This is a genomic window from Providencia vermicola (assembly GCF_020381325.1).
Taxonomy (GTDB): Bacteria; Pseudomonadota; Gammaproteobacteria; order Enterobacterales; family Enterobacteriaceae; genus Providencia; species Providencia vermicola.
On sequence record NZ_JAGSPI010000008.1, the window covers coordinates 265,930 to 286,789 of the forward strand.

22 protein-coding genes are annotated in these 20,860 nt (G+C 40.6%); 11 read left to right on the plus strand and 11 right to left on the minus strand.

The window, feature by feature from the left end:
- Entirely contained in the window at positions 1-588 is a 588-nt protein-coding gene (gene mobA, locus KDJ85_RS13775) for a molybdenum cofactor guanylyltransferase MobA (RefSeq protein WP_225820162.1), read from the minus strand.
- Between the two features lie 215 nt (positions 589-803).
- Here mobA and KDJ85_RS13780 point away from each other — a divergent pair, with 215 nt between their 5' ends.
- The 5 genes from KDJ85_RS13780 (at position 804) to spfP (ending at position 6,319) form a co-directional block, all read left to right on the plus strand.
- Positions 804-1,073, plus strand: coding sequence for a YihD family protein (locus KDJ85_RS13780; RefSeq protein WP_206084828.1), 270 nt, complete (start codon positions 804-806; stop codon positions 1,071-1,073).
- Between the two features lie 3 nt (positions 1,074-1,076).
- The gene (locus tag KDJ85_RS13785; RefSeq protein ID WP_225820163.1) at positions 1,077-2,072 is read left to right on the plus strand and encodes a serine/threonine protein kinase; all 996 of its coding nucleotides are present in this window, start codon (positions 1,077-1,079) and stop codon (positions 2,070-2,072) included.
- Between the two features lie 33 nt (positions 2,073-2,105).
- Positions 2,106-2,726, plus strand: coding sequence for a thiol:disulfide interchange protein DsbA (gene dsbA, locus KDJ85_RS13790; RefSeq protein ID WP_047755858.1), 621 nt, complete (start codon positions 2,106-2,108; stop codon positions 2,724-2,726).
- A 418-nt stretch (positions 2,727-3,144) separates the two neighbouring features.
- Positions 3,145-5,937, plus strand: a complete 2,793-nt coding sequence (polA, locus tag KDJ85_RS13795; RefSeq protein WP_225820164.1) for a DNA polymerase I — start codon at positions 3,145-3,147, stop codon at positions 5,935-5,937.
- A 334-nt stretch (positions 5,938-6,271) separates the two neighbouring features.
- Positions 6,272-6,319, plus strand: a complete 48-nt coding sequence (gene spfP / locus KDJ85_RS19290) for a small protein SpfP (RefSeq protein ID WP_438361642.1) — start codon at positions 6,272-6,274, stop codon at positions 6,317-6,319.
- A gap of 113 nt (positions 6,320-6,432) precedes the next feature.
- On the opposite strand, the gene yihA is transcribed toward spfP, so the two are convergent.
- Complete coding sequence (yihA, locus tag KDJ85_RS13800; protein ID WP_206084825.1) at positions 6,433-7,044, minus strand: ribosome biogenesis GTP-binding protein YihA/YsxC; 612 nt, start codon at positions 7,042-7,044, stop codon at positions 6,433-6,435.
- 312 nt (positions 7,045-7,356) lie between these two features.
- Between yihA and ppiA the strand changes: the two genes are divergently transcribed.
- The 3 genes from ppiA to KDJ85_RS13820 all read left to right on the plus strand — a co-directional run bounded on the left by ppiA (position 7,357) and on the right by KDJ85_RS13820 (position 10,515).
- Entirely contained in the window at positions 7,357-7,929 is a 573-nt protein-coding gene (gene ppiA, locus KDJ85_RS13805) for a peptidylprolyl isomerase A (RefSeq protein ID WP_206084824.1), read from the plus strand.
- Between the two features lie 666 nt (positions 7,930-8,595).
- The gene (locus KDJ85_RS13815; RefSeq protein ID WP_225820165.1) at positions 8,596-9,171 is read left to right on the plus strand and encodes an aminodeoxychorismate synthase component II; all 576 of its coding nucleotides are present in this window, start codon (positions 8,596-8,598) and stop codon (positions 9,169-9,171) included.
- A gap of 129 nt (positions 9,172-9,300) precedes the next feature.
- Positions 9,301-10,515, plus strand: coding sequence for an aspartate aminotransferase family protein (locus KDJ85_RS13820; RefSeq protein WP_225820166.1), 1,215 nt, complete (start codon positions 9,301-9,303; stop codon positions 10,513-10,515).
- Positions 10,516-10,562: 47 nt separating this feature from the next.
- Here KDJ85_RS13820 and KDJ85_RS13825 read toward each other — a convergent pair whose 3' ends face one another.
- Positions 10,563-11,981: a hypothetical protein gene (locus KDJ85_RS13825; RefSeq protein WP_225820167.1), complete on the minus strand. Its 1,419-nt coding sequence runs from the start codon at positions 11,979-11,981 to the stop codon at positions 10,563-10,565.
- Positions 11,982-12,173: 192 nt separating this feature from the next.
- Positions 12,174-12,806, minus strand: coding sequence for a cAMP-activated global transcriptional regulator CRP (crp, locus tag KDJ85_RS13830; RefSeq protein ID WP_004262556.1), 633 nt, complete (start codon positions 12,804-12,806; stop codon positions 12,174-12,176).
- 356 nt (positions 12,807-13,162) lie between these two features.
- Between crp and KDJ85_RS13835 the strand changes: the two genes are divergently transcribed.
- The gene (locus KDJ85_RS13835) at positions 13,163-13,564 is read left to right on the plus strand and encodes an OsmC family protein (protein WP_206084820.1); all 402 of its coding nucleotides are present in this window, start codon (positions 13,163-13,165) and stop codon (positions 13,562-13,564) included.
- Positions 13,565-13,655: 91 nt separating this feature from the next.
- Here the strand turns inward: KDJ85_RS13835 and KDJ85_RS13840 are convergent, their stop codons facing one another.
- The 3 genes from KDJ85_RS13840 to KDJ85_RS13850 are packed head-to-tail and all read right to left on the minus strand — an operon-like array spanning position 13,656 to position 15,770.
- A complete protein-coding gene (locus tag KDJ85_RS13840; protein ID WP_225820169.1) occupies positions 13,656-14,522 on the minus strand; it encodes a phosphoribulokinase in 867 nt (288 codons plus the stop codon).
- A 58-nt stretch (positions 14,523-14,580) separates the two neighbouring features.
- On the minus strand, positions 14,581-14,790 hold the full coding sequence (locus KDJ85_RS13845) for a YheU family protein (RefSeq protein ID WP_225820170.1): 210 nt from the start codon (positions 14,788-14,790) through the stop codon (positions 14,581-14,583).
- A complete protein-coding gene (locus KDJ85_RS13850; protein ID WP_225820171.1) occupies positions 14,787-15,770 on the minus strand; it encodes a hydrolase in 984 nt (327 codons plus the stop codon). Before KDJ85_RS13850 ends, KDJ85_RS13845 begins: the two co-directional genes overlap by 4 nt.
- Before the next feature lie 101 nt (positions 15,771-15,871).
- Here KDJ85_RS13850 and KDJ85_RS13855 point away from each other — a divergent pair, with 101 nt between their 5' ends.
- Complete coding sequence (locus tag KDJ85_RS13855; protein ID WP_225820172.1) at positions 15,872-16,477, plus strand: LysE family translocator; 606 nt, start codon at positions 15,872-15,874, stop codon at positions 16,475-16,477.
- A 44-nt stretch (positions 16,478-16,521) separates the two neighbouring features.
- Here KDJ85_RS13855 and KDJ85_RS13860 read toward each other — a convergent pair whose 3' ends face one another.
- The 4 genes from KDJ85_RS13860 to murQ form a co-directional block, all read right to left on the minus strand.
- Positions 16,522-16,821: a helix-turn-helix domain-containing protein gene (locus KDJ85_RS13860; RefSeq protein ID WP_225820173.1), complete on the minus strand. Its 300-nt coding sequence runs from the start codon at positions 16,819-16,821 to the stop codon at positions 16,522-16,524.
- On the minus strand, positions 16,805-17,182 hold the full coding sequence (locus tag KDJ85_RS13865; RefSeq protein ID WP_225820174.1) for a type II toxin-antitoxin system RelE/ParE family toxin: 378 nt from the start codon (positions 17,180-17,182) through the stop codon (positions 16,805-16,807). The genes KDJ85_RS13860 and KDJ85_RS13865 overlap by 17 nt, the downstream gene beginning before the upstream one ends.
- Before the next feature lie 91 nt (positions 17,183-17,273).
- Positions 17,274-18,743 (minus strand): PTS N-acetylmuramic acid transporter subunit IIBC, encoded by a 1,470-nt coding sequence (gene murP / locus KDJ85_RS13870; RefSeq protein WP_225820175.1) that lies wholly within the window; start codon positions 18,741-18,743, stop codon positions 17,274-17,276.
- 27 nt (positions 18,744-18,770) lie between these two features.
- Complete coding sequence (murQ, locus tag KDJ85_RS13875; protein ID WP_225820176.1) at positions 18,771-19,682, minus strand: N-acetylmuramic acid 6-phosphate etherase; 912 nt, start codon at positions 19,680-19,682, stop codon at positions 18,771-18,773.
- 249 nt (positions 19,683-19,931) lie between these two features.
- Between murQ and KDJ85_RS13880 the strand changes: the two genes are divergently transcribed.
- Entirely contained in the window at positions 19,932-20,792 is an 861-nt protein-coding gene (locus tag KDJ85_RS13880; RefSeq protein ID WP_225820177.1) for a MurR/RpiR family transcriptional regulator, read from the plus strand.
- Positions 20,793-20,860 lie beyond the last annotated feature (68 nt).

Below are 20,860 nucleotides of genomic sequence, written 5' to 3' on the forward strand. Positions count from 1 at the left end.
CTATTTTTGTTGTAACTCCCAGTTACGGCTATCTTCCGGCGTATTCAAGTTAGCGAATGAACCAGATTCTGACGAGAACGTAATGCCTTTTGCATTGATTTTCTGCATAAATAGCATCAATTTACGATCACCTCTGGCGAGGTAATTATCGAGTTGGGATTGGAGACTTCGATGTAACAGGGCGAACGTGGGGTGTTCGCGTTCGGTATCTTGAGCATAACAGGCCAAATGCTGCTCTTTTTCCATGAACATTTTTTCCGCTAAATTCAATGGGAAAGAAGGCACATCGCAAGGGACAAATAGCAGCCAATCGGTTTTGGCACAATGAAGAGCTGCTTGCATACCTGCTAAAGGACCTGAAAAATCCGCATTTAAATCCGTAATAACCGTCAATTGGCTTTGACGATATTCATCTTGATTACGATTGGCATTAATCATCACTTGGTGAACTTGGGGGGATAAGCGTGCGAGGATATATTGGTATAAAGGCTTGCCTAACAAGGGCACTAAGCCTTTATCTTGCCCGCCCATACGTGTTCCGCGGCCACCTGCCAGTATGACCCCTGTAATTGACTGTCGAAATGACATATTCAATATCCTTGAATATCTTCAAGAAAATGTTTCAACTTACCTGCAAACACTTTCGCGTATAGTAATTGCTAAAATTTATTCTATTTTGCTATAAAATCAATGAATATTCGTACGTATTGGCGCTAAACTTTACGTAGATTGACAACAGTTCGCTTTTTCTCTTGTATGATTATTGATAACTTGTATCGAATATTCGTGATAAAGGAATAAACATGAAATGCCATCGCTTAAATGAAGTTATTGAGCTTCTGCACCCTGTTTGGAAAGATAACTCAGATTTAAACCTTGTTGAATTATTGCAGAAACTTGCTGATGAAGCGGGCTTTAAAGGCAGCTTATCTGAATTAACGGATGATGTATTGATTTATCATCTGAAAATGCGTGGCACGGACAGTAACGATGTGATCCCTGGACTAAAAAAAGACTATGAAGATGACTTTAAAACAGCCATTTTGCGTGCTCGTGGGATCATAAAAGACTAAATCATGAATGAGATAGAACCTTCGAATTTCCATTTTAGTGGAATTTCACCTGACTTGATTTTAGACGCGCTAATGGAAGCGGGGATTTACCTAGAATCAGGACTGACTGAATTAAACAGCTATGAAAACCGCGTTTTTCAGTTTCAAGATGAAAATCGTCAACGTTATGTGGTGAAGTTTTATCGACCTGAACGTTGGAATCGGTCGCAAATTCAAGAAGAGCATGATTTTACGCTAGAATTACATGATGAAGGACTGCCTGTTGCAGCCCCTCTTGAGTTTGCTGGGCAAACGGTGTTGGAGTTTGGTGGATTTATGTTTGCTGTTTTTCCGAGTATCGGTGGGCGGCAATATGAAACAGACAACTTATTTCAGCTCGAAAGTGTAGGGCATTTATTAGGGCGCATTCATCAAATTGGTCAGCGCAAAAACTTTGCATTTCGTCCGACAATAGGCGTGGATGAATACCTTGATAAACCGCGCGATATTATTGTTTCAAGTTCATTGATAAAAGAACGCGATAAAGAGCCATTTGTAGCATCGTTGGATAAACTGATTGCGCAGGTCAAACTGCAATGGCCAACAACCTTATCTACCCTAAGACTGCAAGGGGATTGCCATCCAGGCAATATCTTGTGGCGTGATGAGGCTTGGATGGTGGATTTCGATGATGCGCGCAATGGCCCTGCGATTCAGGATTTGTGGATGCTGCTCAATGGCTCACGCCAAGAGCAAATCATTCAATTAGATACGTTATTAGAAACTTATAATGAGTTTTCTGATTTTGATGTAAAACAGCTGAAGCTGATTGAGCCGCTTAGGGCGATGCGTATGGTTCACTATCTTGGGTGGATTATTCGCCGTTGGCAAGACCCTGCGTTTCCTCGGGCGTTTTCATGGCTACAGGCTGATGATTTTTGGCAAAAGCAATCTCTTGAGTTTGCGCAGCAAATTGAACGGTTGCAGGATGCTCCTTTGCAATTAACCCCGCAGTTTTAACATTTAAGTCTTTGTTTTTGGAGAATGTAGTCTATGAAAAAAATTATGTTGGCTTTGCTTGGTATTGCCATGTCTTTTGGTGCTGCAGCGGCAAATTATACAGAAGGTAAAGAGTATACCGATGTTAAACCTGTGCAAAACCTGCCACAAGTTTTAGAATTTTTCTCTTTTTACTGCCCACACTGTTACCAGTTTGAAAGTGTGTATAAAGTGCCACAAACGGTAGAAGCAAACTTACCAGAAGGCGTAAAAATGGAACGTTATCACGTTGATTTCTTAGGGCCTTTAGGCGCTGATTTAACACAAGCGTGGGCGGTTGCTATTGTATTGAAAGCAGAAGATAAAGTGACGCCAATTCTGTTTGAAGGCATCCAAAAAACACAAACTATCAACAGCAAAGCTGATATTCGTAATGCTTTTATCAAAGCAGGTATCTCTGGTGATGAGTATGATGCAGCACTGAATAGCTTCGTGGTCAAATCTGTGGTGGCAAAACAGCAAAATGCGGCCCAAGATTTAAAACTGCGTGGTGTGCCAGCATTATTTGTTGATGGTAAATATCAAGTTCGCAACAACGGCATTTCAGTTGATAAAGCGGAAGACTATGGCAAAGAGTTCTCCAATGTGGTGAATTTCCTAGTGAATAAAAAGTAAGCCTTCTTGATGGTGGCAAATCCTGCCACCATCAAGCGATTTCTATTCACCACTGAATCAATATCCACAATTCGACGACTCCTTTCATCTTGTGTTAAATCAAAATATTTCTTAGCTAACTCATTGATTTTCAATTCTTGTTTTTATATGCAAACAACCGCTTTCTTATTGAATTCAATCAATAACATAAATATATACACACGGTTATCCACAGGATATTCCCTTACGTAGAGTGATTAATCACAGGATGAATAATCACTCTCATGGCCCGTATTGGCGATCATTTGTTTGAAACTGGTCTAGATTTCAACAGAATTTCGGCAGAGGGTTGGCGTAATGTAAAACTTGGGATGTATCTGAAGCCACATTATGGCATCCTATAACTCTTCATTCCCGATTAACAAGATGATGACAGACTATGGCTCAGATTGCAGAAAACCCCCTTATTTTGGTTGATGGTTCTTCCTACCTATACCGTGCTTATCATGCATTCCCTCCGCTGACAAACAGCGCAGGTGAGCCTACAGGTGCCATGTATGGCGTGCTCAATATGTTGCGCAGTTTAATGCTGCAATATAAGCCTAGCCATGTCGCGGTTGTCTTCGATGCGAAGGGAAAAACGTTTCGTGATGAATTATTTGAAAGTTATAAATCTCACCGTCCACCGATGCCTGATGACTTGCGGGCACAAATAGCGCCATTACATGAAATGGTTGAGGCGATGGGGTTACCGTTGCTGGTTGTTTCAGGGGTAGAGGCTGATGATGTTATCGGGACGTTAGCCCGTGAGGCGAGTCGTAAAGGTATGCCTGTTTTGATCAGCACGGGCGATAAAGATATGGCGCAATTAGTTGAGCCAAATATCACTCTTATTAATACCATGAACAACACTATTTTAGGCCCCGATGAAGTCAAGGATAAGTACGGTGTACCTCCTGAACTTATTATTGATTTCCTTGCATTGATGGGTGACTCATCAGATAACATTCCGGGTGTACCCGGTGTCGGTGAAAAAACGGCATTAGCGCTGTTACAAGGTATTGGTAGTTTAGAAGCCATTTACAACGACCTTGATGCTATCGCCCCATTAGGTTTTAGAGGCTCAAAAACCTTAGCCCCTAAAATGGCGGAAAATCGTGAACTTGCGTTTTTATCTTACCAACTTGCGACGATCAAAACCGATGTTGAGTTAGATAAAAAATGTGAGGAATTACAAGTAGCTGAGATTGATGCAGATAAGCTTCATCAGTTATTTAGCCGCTATGAATTTAAACGCTGGTTAGCGGATGTTGAAAATGGCTCTTGGATGGATGGCAAAGGTTCCAGCACTAAAGCCGCTCCAACACCCGCAACGGCAACAGTGAAAGCCACAGCGCCTGCGACACCAACACTCAGCGCTGAAAACTACCAAACTATTTTAGAAAAAGCAGATTTAGACCGCTGGGTTGAAAAGCTGAGCGCAGCCTCTTTATTTGCTTTTGATACCGAAACTGACAGCTTAGATACGCAAGAAGCGCGTTTGGTCGGCATGTCATTTGCTATTGAAGCGGGTCATGCGGCCTATTTACCTTTAGGCCACGATTACCTTGATGCACCCGCTCAGTTACCACTTGATGAAGTCCTTCAAGCGATGAAACCGATTCTTGAGAGCGAAAAAATTCTCAAAATTGGTCAAAACCTGAAATATGACGCGGAAGTTTTAGAAAACTATGACATTGAACTCAAAGGTATTGGTTATGACACCATGCTGGAGTCCTATGTGTTAAATAGTGTGGCAGGCATGGGGCGTCATGATATGGACAGCCTTGCAGAACGCCACCTTAACCATAAAACGGTCAGTTTCGAAGAGATTGCAGGTAAAGGTAAAAAGCAGCTGACGTTTAATCAGATTGCGCTAGAAGAAGCCGCGAATTATGCAGCTGAAGACGCTGATGTCACCTTGTTGCTGCATCAAGCACTTTATCCGCAAGTAGAAGCGGAACCAAAACTGAAGCACATTTTTGAAAATATCGAAATGCCACTGGTGCCTGTGTTAGTTCGCATGGAGCGCAAAGGGGTATTAATTAATGCAGCGACACTGGCAGCACAATCCAAAGTGATCACGGCGCGTTTAGCTGAATTGGAAAAAGAAGCATTTGAGCTGGCGGGTGAAGAATTCAATCTTGCATCACCAAAACAGTTGCAGACTATTTTATTTGAAAAACTGCAATTACCCGTGATTAAGAAAACGCCAAGTGGTGCAGCATCAACGAATGAAGAGGTATTGGAAGAACTAGCGCTTAACCATGCATTGCCTAAATTGCTCTTAGAGCACAGAAGCTTAGCCAAACTGAAGTCGACCTACACGGATAAACTGCCACTCATGATTAACCCGCGTACTGGCCGCGTTCATACTTCTTATCATCAAGCCGTTACGGCAACAGGGCGTTTATCTTCACGAGATCCTAACTTACAAAATATTCCTGTAAGAACAGAAGAAGGGCGGCGAATTCGCCAAGCGTTTGTGGCGCGTGATGGTTATAAAGTCATGGCGGCTGACTATTCACAAATTGAATTACGTATTATGGCGCATTTATCTCAGGATAAAGGCTTACTTACCGCGTTCGCAGAAGGGAAAGATATCCATAAAGCAACCGCCGCAGAGGTGTTTGGTGTTCCTCTTGATGAAGTGACTAGCGATCAACGTCGTAGTGCAAAAGCCATTAACTTTGGCTTGATTTACGGTATGAGCGCTTTTGGTTTAGCGCGTCAGTTAGGCATCCCGCGGGGTGAAGCTCAGCGTTATATGGATTTATATTTCGAACGTTATCCAGGTGTTCTACGCTATATGGAAAATACGCGTTTACAGGCATCTGAACAGGGTTATGTTGAAACCTTAGAAGGGCGTCGATTATATTTAGCAGATATAAAATCCAGCAACGGTATGCGCCGTAAGGCCGCAGAGCGTGAAGCGATCAATGCTCCAATGCAAGGCACTGCCGCTGATATCATCAAAAAAGCGATGATTGCTGTCGATAACTGGTTACAAACGGAAAAACCACAAGCAGATATGTTAATGCAAGTGCACGATGAGTTGGTCTTTGAGGTCAAAGAGTCTGAGCTAGAACGCGTTCAAGCTCAGGTACAAGCCCTGATGGAACAAAGCTTGAAGCTTGATGTACCGCTCAAAGTGGAAGTTGGTATCGGGAATAACTGGGATGAAGCCCACTAGTTTTTGATTAGCTTAAAGTTGAGAAGCGCCTAATGAAATTTTATTAGGCGCTTTTTTTATGAATACGTTTTGGGTAATTATGCGTTTGGTATTATTGACTGTAAATTGAACATAATTACTCGATAATTCACTGAATTTTAACTTGAAAAATTAAAAATAAATGACATTTTTATGCGATGTAGCTCTCATAAATATGTAATAAAAATACGATTTTTTATCTTGAATTGAATATATGGGTAGCTGAATCGTAATAAGCTTTGAAAAAAAACTACAAAAAGACTTTTTTTCGAGCGGAAAATAAAGTACATTAATAGGCGTAGGGTACAGAGGTAAGATGTTCTATCTTTCAGACCTTTTACTTCACGTAATCGGATTTAGCTGAATATTAGCTGCTCCAGTCAAAGTTTTTGACTGGAGCATTTTTTTATCTAAAATTCAGGTGATTAGATTTGAGGCAGGTCAGTGAGCCATCAGTGACTCACTTGTTTGGGTCGGTTATGCTGGCGTGTTATACCAGCTATCTAGCTTAATTCGCAGTTTATCAACACCAATCTTTTTCAGTGCAGAGAAATATTCAACCTCAATATCCCCTTCTAATGGTGCCAGCGCTTCACGCACTTCTGTAAGCTGTTTCTTTCTTGCGCCTGATGCCAGCTTATCAGCTTTTGTCAGCAAGACTAAGACTGGCACATTCATAGCGACAGACCATTCAATCATCTGCATATCGAGATCTTTTAGCGGATGACGGATATCCATTAAAACAACGAGGCCTTTAATGCACTCTCTCTTTTGCAGATATTCGCCAAGTGCTTGTTGCCATTTGCGTTTCATTTCTTCGGGAACTTCGGCATAACCATAGCCTGGAAGGTCAACAAGGCGTACACCTTCTTCAACTTCAAATAGGTTGATGAGCTGAGTTCTTCCAGGTGTTTTACTGGTGCGTGCTAAGCTTTTTTGCTGTGTTAATGCATTTAATGCACTGGATTTACCTGCATTTGAGCGGCCAGCAAAAGCCACTTCAATACCCGTATCTTTGGGTAGATGACGAATATCGGGTGCACTGATGACAAATTTTGCCATCTGATAGTTATGATTCTTAATTGCCATTTGTCGTTCTCCCTGAGTTAGCCTCAAAAGGCGGGGGGATTATAGCTTTGCTTAGCCTCTTCCGACAACTCGAAATATTGCCAGCGCTTGGGTAATCCTATAATGAATGACCAGTTCAGAGTAGAAAAAGTAGGCAATGGAGAAATAATCACAATTCTCGACGTTTTTTATCGAAATTGGTCTACAATCTAACGCAATTAGTGATTTTCAAGCTTTTGGCGTAAATATAGGTAAATCTTTAGCAATCTTGAAGGCTTCGCTCTAGAATTGCCTAATTGTAGTTGTAATATGTCATAACGAAAGGGATCTTACATGTTAAAACGAATTTTTGTGCCACTTTTGGCCGTCTGCGCAATGAGCGCCTCCTCTTTTGCATTATCTGCAGGTGAGACTTACATCAAATTAGTCACATCTGCGGGTAATATTGAACTAGAATTGAACAGTAAGAAAGCACCAGTGACGACAGAAAATTTCGTTCAATATGTTAATGAAGGTTATTATAATGGAACAACCTTCCACCGTGTTATTCCTGGTTTTATGATCCAAGGTGGCGGTTTCGATAAAGATTTACAGCAAAAACAAACTCGTGCGCCTATCAAAAATGAAGCGGATAATGGCTTACGTAACTTACGTGGTACCATTTCAATGGCCCGTACAGCAAATAAAGACAGCGCAACCAGCCAGTTCTTTATTAATGTTGCGGATAATGCATTTTTAGACCACGGCCAACGTGACTTTGGTTACGCCGTGTTTGGTAAAGTGGTTAAAGGCATGGATGTTGCAGATAAAATCTCTAAAGTGAAAACTGAGAATGTTGGTCCATACCAAAATGTTCCCGTAGAGCCAATTACAATCATTTCAGCTGAAGTGATTAAAAAGCCTTAATGCTGTTTAGTGGGTAAGCGAATGCGTTTACCCATTTTGCTAGTCAATAAGTCGTTTTTTAAGTTCGCTATAGATTTCATCACGCCTATCTACCGCAATAACGGTTACGGTGACATTAATATTACCGTAATCCTCACTTTTCACTGTATAAGCAAGACGATACGCGTTATTTTTGAGCTTAATTTTATAGCAATTATGCTGTAGTGAAAGCCGATTCTTTGGCAACGTTAGTGATTCATAAGACTCCATTCTCTTTTTTAAAATCTTTTTAAATTTTTCTTTTATTGCTGAATTGAGCGAATCCCATTCCTTATTAGCTCTATTTTTAGCTCTAATTTAATTTTTGTCTATTAAACACTCGAAAAGTTTGTCTGAATTTCATCGTTTTATAAAGTACTTTTACTTCCTTGTATTTAAAGTAATTCTTAATCTCATCATGAAATTGTTATGGGAGTGTAAATATAATCCCATGATTTTTATATGGAAATTTTTATGGATAAAAAGCATTCCTTGACTTAAATAGGCTATTTTCCTGCCTAGGCTGTGCTATGATAGCCGCCCTTTGTTATTTTTCGTGGTGTTTTAATCATCGGTCTGATTGCCAATATCCGAAAAATATGCATGGGATATAATATATAATGATAAAAATCAGTCGGATAGGCTACTATGCTTCTACTTATTGATAATTACGATTCATTTACTTACAACCTTTACCAGTACTTTTGTGAGTTAGGTGTTGAGGTTGTTGTAAAACGTAATGACGAAATTACCATCGAAGAAATTGAACAGCTTTCGCCTACGCATCTGGTGATTTCACCTGGGCCATGTACACCAGATGAAGCTGGGATCTCCCTTGAGGCGATAAAGTATTTTGCGGGGAAATTGCCTATTTTGGGGATTTGCCTTGGCCACCAAGCCATAGGGCAAGCTTTTGGCGCATCAGTCGTCAAGGCCCGTGAAGTGATGCACGGAAAAACATCCGCAATTCATCATAACCATCAAGGTGTGTTTAAAGGTTTGAACCGCCCATTGACGGTCACTCGTTATCATTCTCTCGTTATTGCAGCAGAGACACTTCCTGTTTCTTTTGATGTATCAGCATGGTCACTGAATAACGGTGATGTAGATGAAATCATGGGAATACGGCACAAAACCTTGCCAATCGAAGGCGTTCAGTTTCACCCTGAAAGCATTTTGAGTGAACAAGGTCATGAGTTATTGAATAATTTTTTAAAGTATTAGTCTGGCAATATTACTAATAATAAATTAATTATGCATATTTCCCCCTTGCCTATTGCTCTTTTGTGGTTTTTTATTCATATTTGATGCTTATATTTTCACTTAAGCATCCAGTTAGAGCAGGTGAGGGGTATGACAGAACAACAATCAGTAAATCGGCAGACTTTTGACCAAGTCATGTTGCCTATATTTTCGCCCGCTGAGTTTATTCCAGTAAAAGGCGAAGGCAGCCGAGTTTGGGATCAGCAGGGCAAAGAATACATTGATTTTGCAGGCGGAATTGCCGTTTTAGCGTTAGGGCATTGCCATCCAAGTTTAGTCGCAGCAGTCCGCGAGCAAAGTGAAAAACTCTGGCATGTCAGTAATATTTTTACTAATGAACAAGCCCTTAAACTCGCGCAAAAGATCACTCAAGCGACATTTGCCGATCGCGCATTTTTTGTGAACTCAGGTTCAGAAGCCAATGAAGCGGCTTTTAAGCTAGCGCGTCGTTATGCCATCACAAAATACAGTCCTTATAAAACCAAAATCATTGCATTCAAGCAGGGGTTCCATGGCCGCACACTATTTACTGTTTCGGTCGGTGGGCAAGCTAAATACGCAGATGGCTTTGGGCCAAAGCCTGCGGACATTATCCATGTGCCTTTTAACGACCTTGACGCGGTTAAAGCAGTGATCGATGAGAATACCTGTGCGGTAGTGTTAGAGCCTGTGCAAGGGGAAGGAGGCGTCACTGCAGCGACTTCAGAATTTCTGCAAGGTGTTCGTAAGCTGTGTGATGAAAATAATGCCTTATTGATTTTCGATGAAGTGCAAAGTGGCATGGGCCGTACAGGAAAATTATTTTCTTATATGCACTATGATGTGACGCCAGATATTTTAACCACAGCCAAAGCATTGGGTGGCGGTTTTCCAATTAGTGCGATGATTACTACTGAAGAAATCGCAAAAACCATGGAAGTTGGTTCTCATGGTACAACTTACGGTGGTAACCCATTAGCTTGTGCGGTGGGGAATGCAGCATTTGATATTATTAATACCGAAGAAGTTTTAAAAGGTGTCGAAAAACGTCGCGAGCTATTCATTGCTCATTTAAATAAGCTGAATGATAAATATAACATTTTTTCTGAAATCAGAGGAATGGGGTTATTAATCGGCGCGGAGTTAGATGGCAAATTATTAAACCGTTCGAAAGATATTTTGCAAGCCAGTGCAGTTGAAGGCTTAATGATGTTAAATGCAGGCACTAATGTACTGCGTTTTACGCCTTCACTGATTATTTCTGAAGAAGAAATTAACAGTGGTATGGCAAAATTAGAGACGGCGATTGGGAAGTTGCTGGGTTAATTGCGATATCAAAGGTGCAGAAATGATCCTCTGCACCTTCACCTTAATTAAGCCTTTTCGCTATGCTCTAAATCTTTTAGCTGATTTTTTAATTGAGTAAAACGCATTTCTTCTTTTTTTATTTCTACTTGAAGGTGGCCTAAATCATTAAGGGTTTTCTCTGCACCTTTTAGTTTAGCATCTAAATTTTTAGTGTCTGGTCTTTTATCATTTAATATTTTTTGTTTTGAATTTTCATTTAATTGGAAGTTATATTCCTTGCTAATATGCATGTCTCGTAACATTGTTGCTCTATTGATATATATTTTCCCATTAAACTGATATGTTATTTTTTTCGGCTTCACTGTAATATGTGTTTTTTTATGGTGAACCTCTGCCTTTTTTGATTTTTTGTTTTCTAACTCATTATTTTTTAGATTAGTAATATTATTATTCTTGATATTCTGATTTTCAGCCTCATCTGAGCTATAACTTGATTCATTAGTTGTTTCTGAAAAATAACCTGAGGAATTAGAGTTTAGGCTCTCATTACTATTGAACATGTTTTTTCCAGATGCAAAATTTATTATTTTCTCTTCATTTTTTTGAAGAGAACTGAGTTCATCATTTAATTTATTAATGACTCCATTCATAGTCTCTATAGTAGCACTAAATTTACTATCTCTTTCATTAGATGAAGAGAGAATACATTCGTTAATTAAACTTTGGACAGATTTTGTATATTTGAATTTGTCATCTAACTGGTTAAAATTTTTATGGGATGATATCTTTTCTTCGAGTTCGTAAATTCTATCTTTTAGGTTCTTAGCTTGATCAAATTGTTTTTTATCCTTACCTGAAAATGATATCGGAGGGTTTTTTTCTTCGTTTACAGACTCTGTATTTTGCTTGCTAGTCTTTTGTATTTCAGTCATTTTATTTTTATTATAAAACTTAACGCTGTATAAATCTTCCTTTCTAGGATGCAGTTTATTTTTAACTACTAAAGCTTGAATCTTACCTGTTGATTGTACTTTTTCAATCGAATTATAAAAGAATTGTTTTATTTTGTTGATACCAAAATCATTAATTAAAAATTTTTTTTGGTCTATATTAATTAATTTGGTATTAGAGTTTTTGGTTTTCATGGGCATATTTTCCAGTTTGATTTTTGTTGGTGAATTATTTTCGATGGTGATGTTGTTTTTAAAGATATCTGATGGGGAAACTAAATCATCTTCATAATAAGTATAAGGCAACAAGAGTTTTTCAACTGGTGGTGAATAGGGTAGTCGACTTAGCTCGGGTTGTGATCTTTTTTGAAACTCACAGCTCTGAGTAGCGAAGTTTATTTTCTTATAATTCCCAAGGTTTAATGCCTTAATAATATTTAGATTATCAATGACAGAGGGGGAGGATGCTTTTTTTTTATTGTTAATGTTACTAATTATACTGGTTTGACTATTTACTTTATTCTCTAACTTCATAACGAATAATCTCCGAACAATGGTTAACTCCCATTATCTTAGTTTGATTATTAGTCAGGAAAATATAAAGAAACGATACTCATTAAAAAATGATATATAAAACAATCGTCTTTTGGGAAAATAGCGTTATATCCATGATACAACGCTATTCGAAAGTGTGCGCCCCACCAAGGGAGTGAGGCGAAAGGTTAGTTATCGAGTGCCGTAAACAACAATGGTTTTACCATGCGCGGAGATTAAGTTTTGATCTTCCAGCATTTTCAAAATACGGCCGACAGTTTCACGGGAACAACCAACGATTTGGCCAATCTCCTGACGGGTGATTTTGATTTGCATCCCATCTGGATGTGTCATGGCATCAGGTTGTTTGGCTAGATTCAGTAGCGTTTGTGCAATACGGCCTGTTACGTCTAAGAAGGCGAGGTTGCCCACTTTTTCTGACGTTGTTTGCAGGCGGCTTGCCATTTGCGCGGAAAGGCGCATTAAGATATCAGGATTAACCTGAATCAATTGACGGAATTTTTTGTAAGAAATTTCAGCAACTTCGCAGGCGATTTTTGCTCTAACCCACGCAGTACGTTCTTGACCTTCTTCAAATAATCCAAGCTCACCAATGAAATCCCCCTGATTCAGGTAGGAGAGGATCATTTCTTTGCCTTCTTCATCTTTGATTAAAACAGCCACTGAACCTTTAACTATGTAGTAAAGGGTTTCTGCTTTCTCACCCTGATGGATCAGTGTGCTCTTGGATGGATACTTATGAATATGGCAGTGTGACAAAAACCATTCAAGAGTAGGGTCTGTTTGTGGCTTGCCGAGAACCATTAGCGTTATCCTCTGTATGTTATTGCAGCCATCCGGAAAAAGCGTACCAGAAAGGCTGGCTTTAAAGTCACTAGCTTAGCATATTAATTTGTCTTATATACCCTAAATAACAGAAAGAGCAACATTGCATCAATCGCTTTTCATGGTTAGGGTAAACAAATTGATATCAACACTATAATATAATCAAATAAAACGTTGAGTTTTGATCTTAATCCTATCAACTAAGTATTGTTTGTAGCATATCCGATGCAGAAAGTCTTCCCTGTATCGCTTCAGCAGAATAAAGCTGATATAACATTCTTTATATCTATGGAACAATGTAGCCTTTAAATCGATTTCATTTCAAGGGGAATAAAATGGAAGCAAGAGTTAAATGGGTGGAAGGGCTCTCTTTTTTAGGTGAGTCAGCGTCAGGCCACCAAGTGATGATGGATGGCAATGCAGGCGATAAAGCACCAAGCCCAATGGAAATGGTGTTAATGGCAGCAGGTGGTTGCAGTGCAATTGATGTGGTATCCATCTTACAAAAAGGCCGTAATGATATTACCGACTGTGAAGTGAAATTAACCTCTCAGCGCCGTGAAGAAGCGCCTCGTTATTTCGTTAAAATCCATTTGCATTTTATTGTAACAGGGAATGAATTAACGGATAAAGCGGTTGAACGTGCAGTTCAGCTTTCTGCTGAAAAATATTGTTCAGTCGCGTTGATGTTAGAAAAGACCGTTGAAGTGACGCATAGCTTTGAAATCAAAAATTAAAAATAAATTTAATAGTTATTGATATATTTTAAAAATAAGATGCTTATTCTAATTAATGGTAAGCATCTTATTTAATAATCAAAAAAACAATTTAGTTATGTTTCTGAGTAATTAGCTTTTCGACTATTGGCATCATAATTAATTCCATTGCTAAGCCTAATTTCCCTCCTGGCACGACAATCGTATTCATCGCAGAGATAAACGAGCCAGATATCATTGATAGTAGATAGGGAAAATCAATCTGTTCAAGTCCACGAAAGCGAATAACAATAAAACTTTCATCTTGTGAAGGAATGGCTTTCGCTGAAAATGGGTTTGAGGTATCTACAGTAGGTACGCGCTGGAAGTTAATATGGGTACGGGAGAATTGTGGCGTGATATAGTTAATATAATCCCCCATTGAACGCACAACCGAATCCATGACCGCTTCTCTAGAATGCCCACGTTCAGTGGTATCACGGATAAGTTTTTGTATCCACTCTAAGTTCACAATAGGCACAACACCTACTAGTAAATCAACATGTTGCGCGACATTGTGCTCAGGTGTCACTATCCCACCGTGTAAGCCTTCATAAAACAGCACATCCGTTTTTTCAGGTAATGATTCCCAAGGCGTAAACGTACCTGGTTGTAAGCCATAAGGTACGGCTTCGTCGTAGGTATGTAGATATTTACGCGATTTCCCACAGCCCGTTTTGGCGTAATCCACCAGTGTTTGCTCAAGGAGCGCAAAGTCATTGGCTTCTGGGCCAAAATAACTAATATGGCGGCCTTGTTCTCTGGCTTTGCGAATCGCCATATCCATTTCAGGGCGCGTATAACGGTGGAAGCTGTCCCCCTCTAGTGTGGCAGATTGAATATTTAATTGGTGGAATATTTTACGAAATGCTTGACTAGTTGATGTTGTGCCAGCACCGCTTGAACCAGTGATGGCAATAATCGGGTGTTTTTTGGACATAGCGGACTCCCTGTGTTGCGCTTATGGCCACTATTTCAGAAACAGCGAACGAAGCGGGTTAGCGGGCTTTAGGCATGAAATTAACGGATTCATGCAATTCTGACCAGACTAGCACAATTTCGCCAGAAACTAACTGTCGTTTCACATCGTTCACTTTATCTTGCAGGCTTTTTTCTTGGGCGCCATAGTCAGTGCCCTCGCGTAACACATAGCTTTCAATCAGATTTCCCAGTGTTTCAGGCGTAAGTTCTCGCCAAGGAATAATCATTTTTTTTCCTTATTTAAATAAGGGATTAGCCATTGTGGAATTCGGGTTTCTAACCACATTTTGGGCTTTCTTAATGTGCCACTCACAAAGCCCACATGACCACCGTGTTCCGTCATCTGATACTCCACATTTTTAGGTAAATGCGATAGATCAGGAACCACTTCTGGCGCCATAAACGGATCATCTTTGGCATGAATAATTAACGTTGGTTTGGTGATATAGGCAAGCTTAGGGAGTGCGCTACATTTTTGATAGTAATCCGTCGCATCATCAAAGCCATGAATACGAGCAGTGATCACATCATCAAATTCACGGATCCGTTTAAGTTGCTTTAGCTGTAATAAATTTAACGGCAATGAACCTGGATAGCGAACGAGTTTGCGAGTCGCATTGCGTTTTAAGCCATTGAGTAAATAGCGTTGATAAAATTGGGAAATCCCTTTTTCCATCCGCAATGAACAAGCTTCCAACATGAGCGGTGCGGAGACCACGACACCTGCATCCACATCTGCATTTTGACCACTTTCGGCTAAATAACACGCTAACATATTGCCACCAAGGGAATAACCGACCGCAGCTGTTGGTACATCACCAAAGGTGTGCTTTAGCCAACGCAAAAAATAACGTGCATCACTGGTTTCACCTGAATGATAGATACGCTGCTGGCGATTCGGTTCGCCGCTGCAACCCCGAAAATGCATGATGACACCTAACCAACCTTGGTTTTGTGCGCTTTCTAACATGCCGTGGGCATAAGGGCTTTTAAAATTACCTTCTAACCCATGAAAAATAACTAAACGCGGCTTATGTGCAGCGAGCTCAGGTTTTTCGCTCCAAGCAAGATCGATAAAATCGCCATCAGGCAATTCAAGTCTCTGCCAAAGAGGTTTAATTTTCGGTGTCCTGCGAAAAATTCTTGGCAACAAAGTTTGGAGGTGTGGATTCTTAGCCCAACTTATCGGACGAAAGTTTTCTGACATAGCCTTATTTTATTTAATGGGGACTCTTGTGAGTCACATAACATACTGTTATTTTTTTGTGATGCAAGTAAACAAATTTGAGTTTGAGGATTAAAGTATAAATGACACTGGGGCTGATTTTTTCACTTTTTACATTTCTATTCATTGCCGCAGTCACACCTGGCCCTAACAACATGTTGTTGACCTCAAGCGCTGCAAACTATGGTTTTCGTCGTACTATCACATTATGCCTCGGGATCATGCTAGGTATGCAGTCTATACTTTACCTCTCTGCATTTGGGATTGCTGCGCTTTTACTGCTATATCCTGCTATCCATATCGTGTTAAAAATTGCGGGCAGTATTTACTTATTGTGGCTTGCATGGAAAACCGCCACAGCAAATTATGCACCACTTAAAGCAAATAGCGAAGTGGCAAAAAGCGTCACTTGGTATCAAGGTGGTTTATTGCAATTTTTAAACCCAAAAGCATGGATGATGGGTTTAGGTGCCGTTGGTGGGTTTAGTCTACCTGGCGAGTTATTCACTCAGTCAATTGTTATGATGAGTATCGCTTTTGTGGTTGTGAATTTGGCGGCAGGGCTTATTTGGATGGGGTTTGGCTCGTTAATTAGCCTGTTTCTTCGTAGCCGCCGTGCATGGTTTATCTTTAACTGGACGATGGGATTACTGACCGCACTGTGCGTGCCATTGATTTGGTTGGAGTAATGCCTATAGCCAAGAAGCTAAATATAATTAGCTTCTTGGCATATCTATATATGAAAAGTACGGTCGTGACCCGTTGGTAATTCGATGGTTAGGCTAAGTTTTCCACCCATCGCTTCGACGTAGCGTTTTAACGTGGCAAGCTTTAGGTCATTTCCCCGTCGTTCAATTTGTGTAATCGCAGGTTGAGAAATACCTAAGTTTTCAGCTAGCATTTTTTGGGAAATATTCAGTTCTTCTCGTAATAACTGGAGACCTGTTTCGAGTACCATTTCTTCAGTTAACGCTTTGATTCTAGATTGGCTTTGAGGGGAACGTTCAGCAATTGCGTCACGCAGTGTTTTCATTTTTTTTCTCCATGAGTGCAAGGTATGCCATAAATTCATTATCAGCAATTTGAATCATTGTTTGATAAAAACGTTTGTTATTACTTTTATCTCCCGCACATAACACAATAGCTTGACGTTTGAAATCAAAGGCAAAAAATGCGCGTAGAGCCTTTCCTGAATGTTGAATTCTTAACTCTTTCATATTGCTATATTTAGAGCCTTTAATGGTATCAGCATAGGGGCGAGGCAGTTTAGGGCCATAGGCTTCTAGGTTTCCAAGAGCGGCTAAGACCTTCTCTTGAACCGGTACGTTTTGCTGATTTAGCCAATTTTCAAAATGAGAGGTTAGTATTACTGTCCACACGATGCATCCTTGCATAAGTGATAATCCATTGTTAAATTTATAAGTTATAACTTATATTGTCAATACGAAAAAGCAGCCATCAGGCTGCTTTTTTATTAGAGCGAGATTAACTTAAATCGACGCCTTTACTGCCAAATAGGTAAGTAAAGAGGAAACCGCAGACATACGAAACCAGTATGCCGCCCGCGTACACGGCCATTCCTGCGAGAACGCCTTGCCCTGAGGTCATTAAGGGGATCGCGATTAACCCAGATGGGCCAAACACCGTATTTAAACCGACGGGCAAACCCATCCATGCTACCGCACCGATAAAGAACCCCCCTGCTGCACCACCTAAACATGCTGTCACAAACGGTTTGACGCGAGGGAGTGTGACACCGTAAATCAACGGCTCGCCAATCCCTAAGAACCCAGGGAACAGAGCACCACCAATTTGCCCGCGGGTTACAGAGCCTTTTTTGGCTTTCACGTATAAGGCAAGCGCCGCGCCGACTTGGCCTGCACCCGCCATTGCCAGTATTGGGAATAGCGAGTTAAACCCTTGTGCGTCCACTAAGGCAACATAAACAGGGATAAACCCTTGGTGAACCCCAAACATGACCGCAATTAAGAACAACCCAGCTAAGACCGCGGTACCAATCGGGTTACCATTTAAGTGCATAAATAACCAAGACATTCCGTCGAACAGCCAAACACCAATTGGCATGATAAAGATAAAGGTTGCTGCGCCGACAATTAACAGAGTAATGGTTGAGGTCAGAATAATATCAAGGCTGGATGGAATAATTTTGCGGACTTGTTTTTCAACCCATGCACCAAAGATACAAGCAATTAAAATCCCAATAATGTTGCCACGAGGGTCAATGTGCCAACCAAAGAAGTTAGACATCCCCGAATAGAAGCCTTTTGTTGCTTCTGGGTCGTAGCCTAAAATAAATAAGGCGGCAATAATTGCACCGTTAACGCCACTCCCCCCAAAAGCTTTTTGGGCGTTGTAGCCAATTAATAACCCCATAAAGGTAAATAACCCCTTACCAAATATGGCGAGGTAGGCAATGGCACTTTTTAACCAAGCCAACTGCTGGGAGTCTGGTGGGAACAGGTTTTCATTGGTGACTAATAACCCAAGTAATGATGCGATCCCCATCAACAGACCCGCCCCAATAAACCCTGGAATTAATGGGGTAAAAATGGTGGCAAACTTTGATAGAAAGCGATGTACCGCGCTAGTTTGTTTCTTTTTTAACTGCTGCTTATTGGCAGAGGCAATTTCGTTCAGGTCTTGAGTTTGATGAGGTGATTCATCGTGCTCATCTTCTGCATCCTCTAGCATTTTATTCATTAAGTCCGCGGCGGTTTGGGCTTTACCTGGGCCTAGGACAATTTGTAGCTGCTCGTCGCTTTCGATAACACCAAGCACGCCCGGGATTTGTTTCAGTGCGGCTTTATCGACGAGTTGGTCATTGTTGAGTGTCAGTCGTAAGCGAGTCATGCAGTTACCCGCTAATTTTATATTGCGATGACCCCCAACCTGTTGCAGGATCTGCTGCATCATTTCTATTGTTATTTTAGCCATACTATTTTTCTCATTAAAATCCGCATGTTAGGCGGAAGATGCCATATTGAGTGCCGTACGAATAAAACCGTTATTGTTGGTGAGCAGCTGGCGAGCCTCATCGGCATTCAAGCCTGATAACACCATCAAAATAGCCGTCTTACAGTGCCTGTCACATTGTTGAAGTGCGTTTTCAGCTGTGGTTCGGTCACAGTCAGTTGCCTCCATAACAATTTTAGTTTGTCTTTCAATTAACTTGGCATTTGTGGCTTCAACATCCACCATCAAGTTGCCAAATACCTTACCGATACGGATCATCGCGCCCGTGGTGATCATATTCAGCACTAATTTTTGGGCCGTTCCCGCTTTCATTCGTGAAGAACCTGTGACCACTTCTGGGCCAACAACAGGGGTAATTGCGATATCTGCCGCATTGGCGATGGGGCTATTTGGATTACAGCTAATGGCAGCTGTCGTGGCGCCGACAGAGTCTGCATAAGCTAAAGCGCCTAACACATACGGAGTACGCCCACTTGCTGCGATACCAACGAGCACATCTTTTTCATTAAATTGGATATTTTTCAGGTCTTGTTCACCTAACTCAGGTTTATCTTCTGCGTTTTCGACGGCACGAAAAATGGCTTGGTGACCGCCTGCAATGAGGCCGATGACTTGCTCATGAGGAGTCCCATAAGTTGGTGGGCACTCACTGGCATCAAGTATGCCTAAACGCCCTGACGTCCCTGCACCCGAGTAAATCAACCGACCACCGTTTAGAAATGCGTCTGCGACTTTATCAACTAACTGTGCAATTTCGGGCAAGACTTTTTCGACCGCTAAAGGGACTTGTTTGTCTTCGTTGTTAATCACTTGCAGCATTTGCAAGGTAGGAAGTTGGTCGATATGTGTGCTTGCGGCATTGCGGCTTTCCGTTACCATTTTGCTTAAGTCGATAGTCATGAAAATAGCTCCTAAATCAGATATTGTACCAATATTATGGAATTATTTATTCCTTTGGTGTGATTGAAATCACGGTGTTATCTATTCTAACTTGCGAATATAAAGGAATATTTTGTCATTTATTTCAAATTAAAGAGTAGCTTTTCATTGAATTTATTCGATTATTTTTAACGTATCGATTAAGTTTTTTTGGAATAATTTATTATTATTTTTTTGATGACTTGAATTTACACCTTTTGGGGGCTCACTATGACATTATTGGATGTCATCACGTATTCACTACCGCGATTAGCGGAAAATCAGCGGAAAATTGCGCAATTTATCCTAGAAAATCCAGAAAATATATTGAGTTTGTCTTCATCTCAACTGGCTGAGAAGCTAAATGTCAGCCAGTCTGCTATTGTGAAGTTTAGCCAAAAAGTAGGCGTTAAGGGGTACCCTGCGCTGAAATTGGCTCTGAGTGAAATCATTGGGCGTCAGAAACTTAATGAAGGGACGGCTCATACTGCATTGCATAATCGAATTGCACCGAATGATAATCTGATGGTGGTGGCGCAAAAGCTTGCGATGGAGAAAAACCATTCGATAACAGAGACAACAAAGCATATTGATTTCAAGCAGTTTGAAAAGGTTGTGGCGTTAATCGATAAATCTCAGCGGGTGCAGATAGTCGGCATTGGCGGCTCAGGGCTCGCGGCAAAGGATTTAAGTTATAAGCTGCAAAAAATTGGGATTACTACATTGGTCGAATTTGACCATCATGTGCAAATTGCAGCGGCATTAACTTTAAATTCCAATGATGTACAGATTGTTATTTCGTTTACGGGTAAGAGAAAAGACATGCTGAGTGCAGCGAATATCGCTCGTAAGCAAGGAGCATCGGTTATCGCGATAACGCGTGATCGACATTCACCACTGGCGCAACTCTCTGATTACGTTCTTGAAAGTATTGCGGAAGAAGATGAGTGGCGTAGTTCATCTATTTCATCTCGAACAGCACAAAACACTATAACAGACCTCATTTTTATGGCGTTGCTACAAAAGCGTGAAGCCAAAGCCAAGTCCTTAGTCATGAATGCGAGAATAGCAATCAATAATTTGGATGAATAGTATTTTGTCTTATAACTTATCGATAACTTTGCAATACATACCTATTTGCGTTAAGACTAAAGTCATAA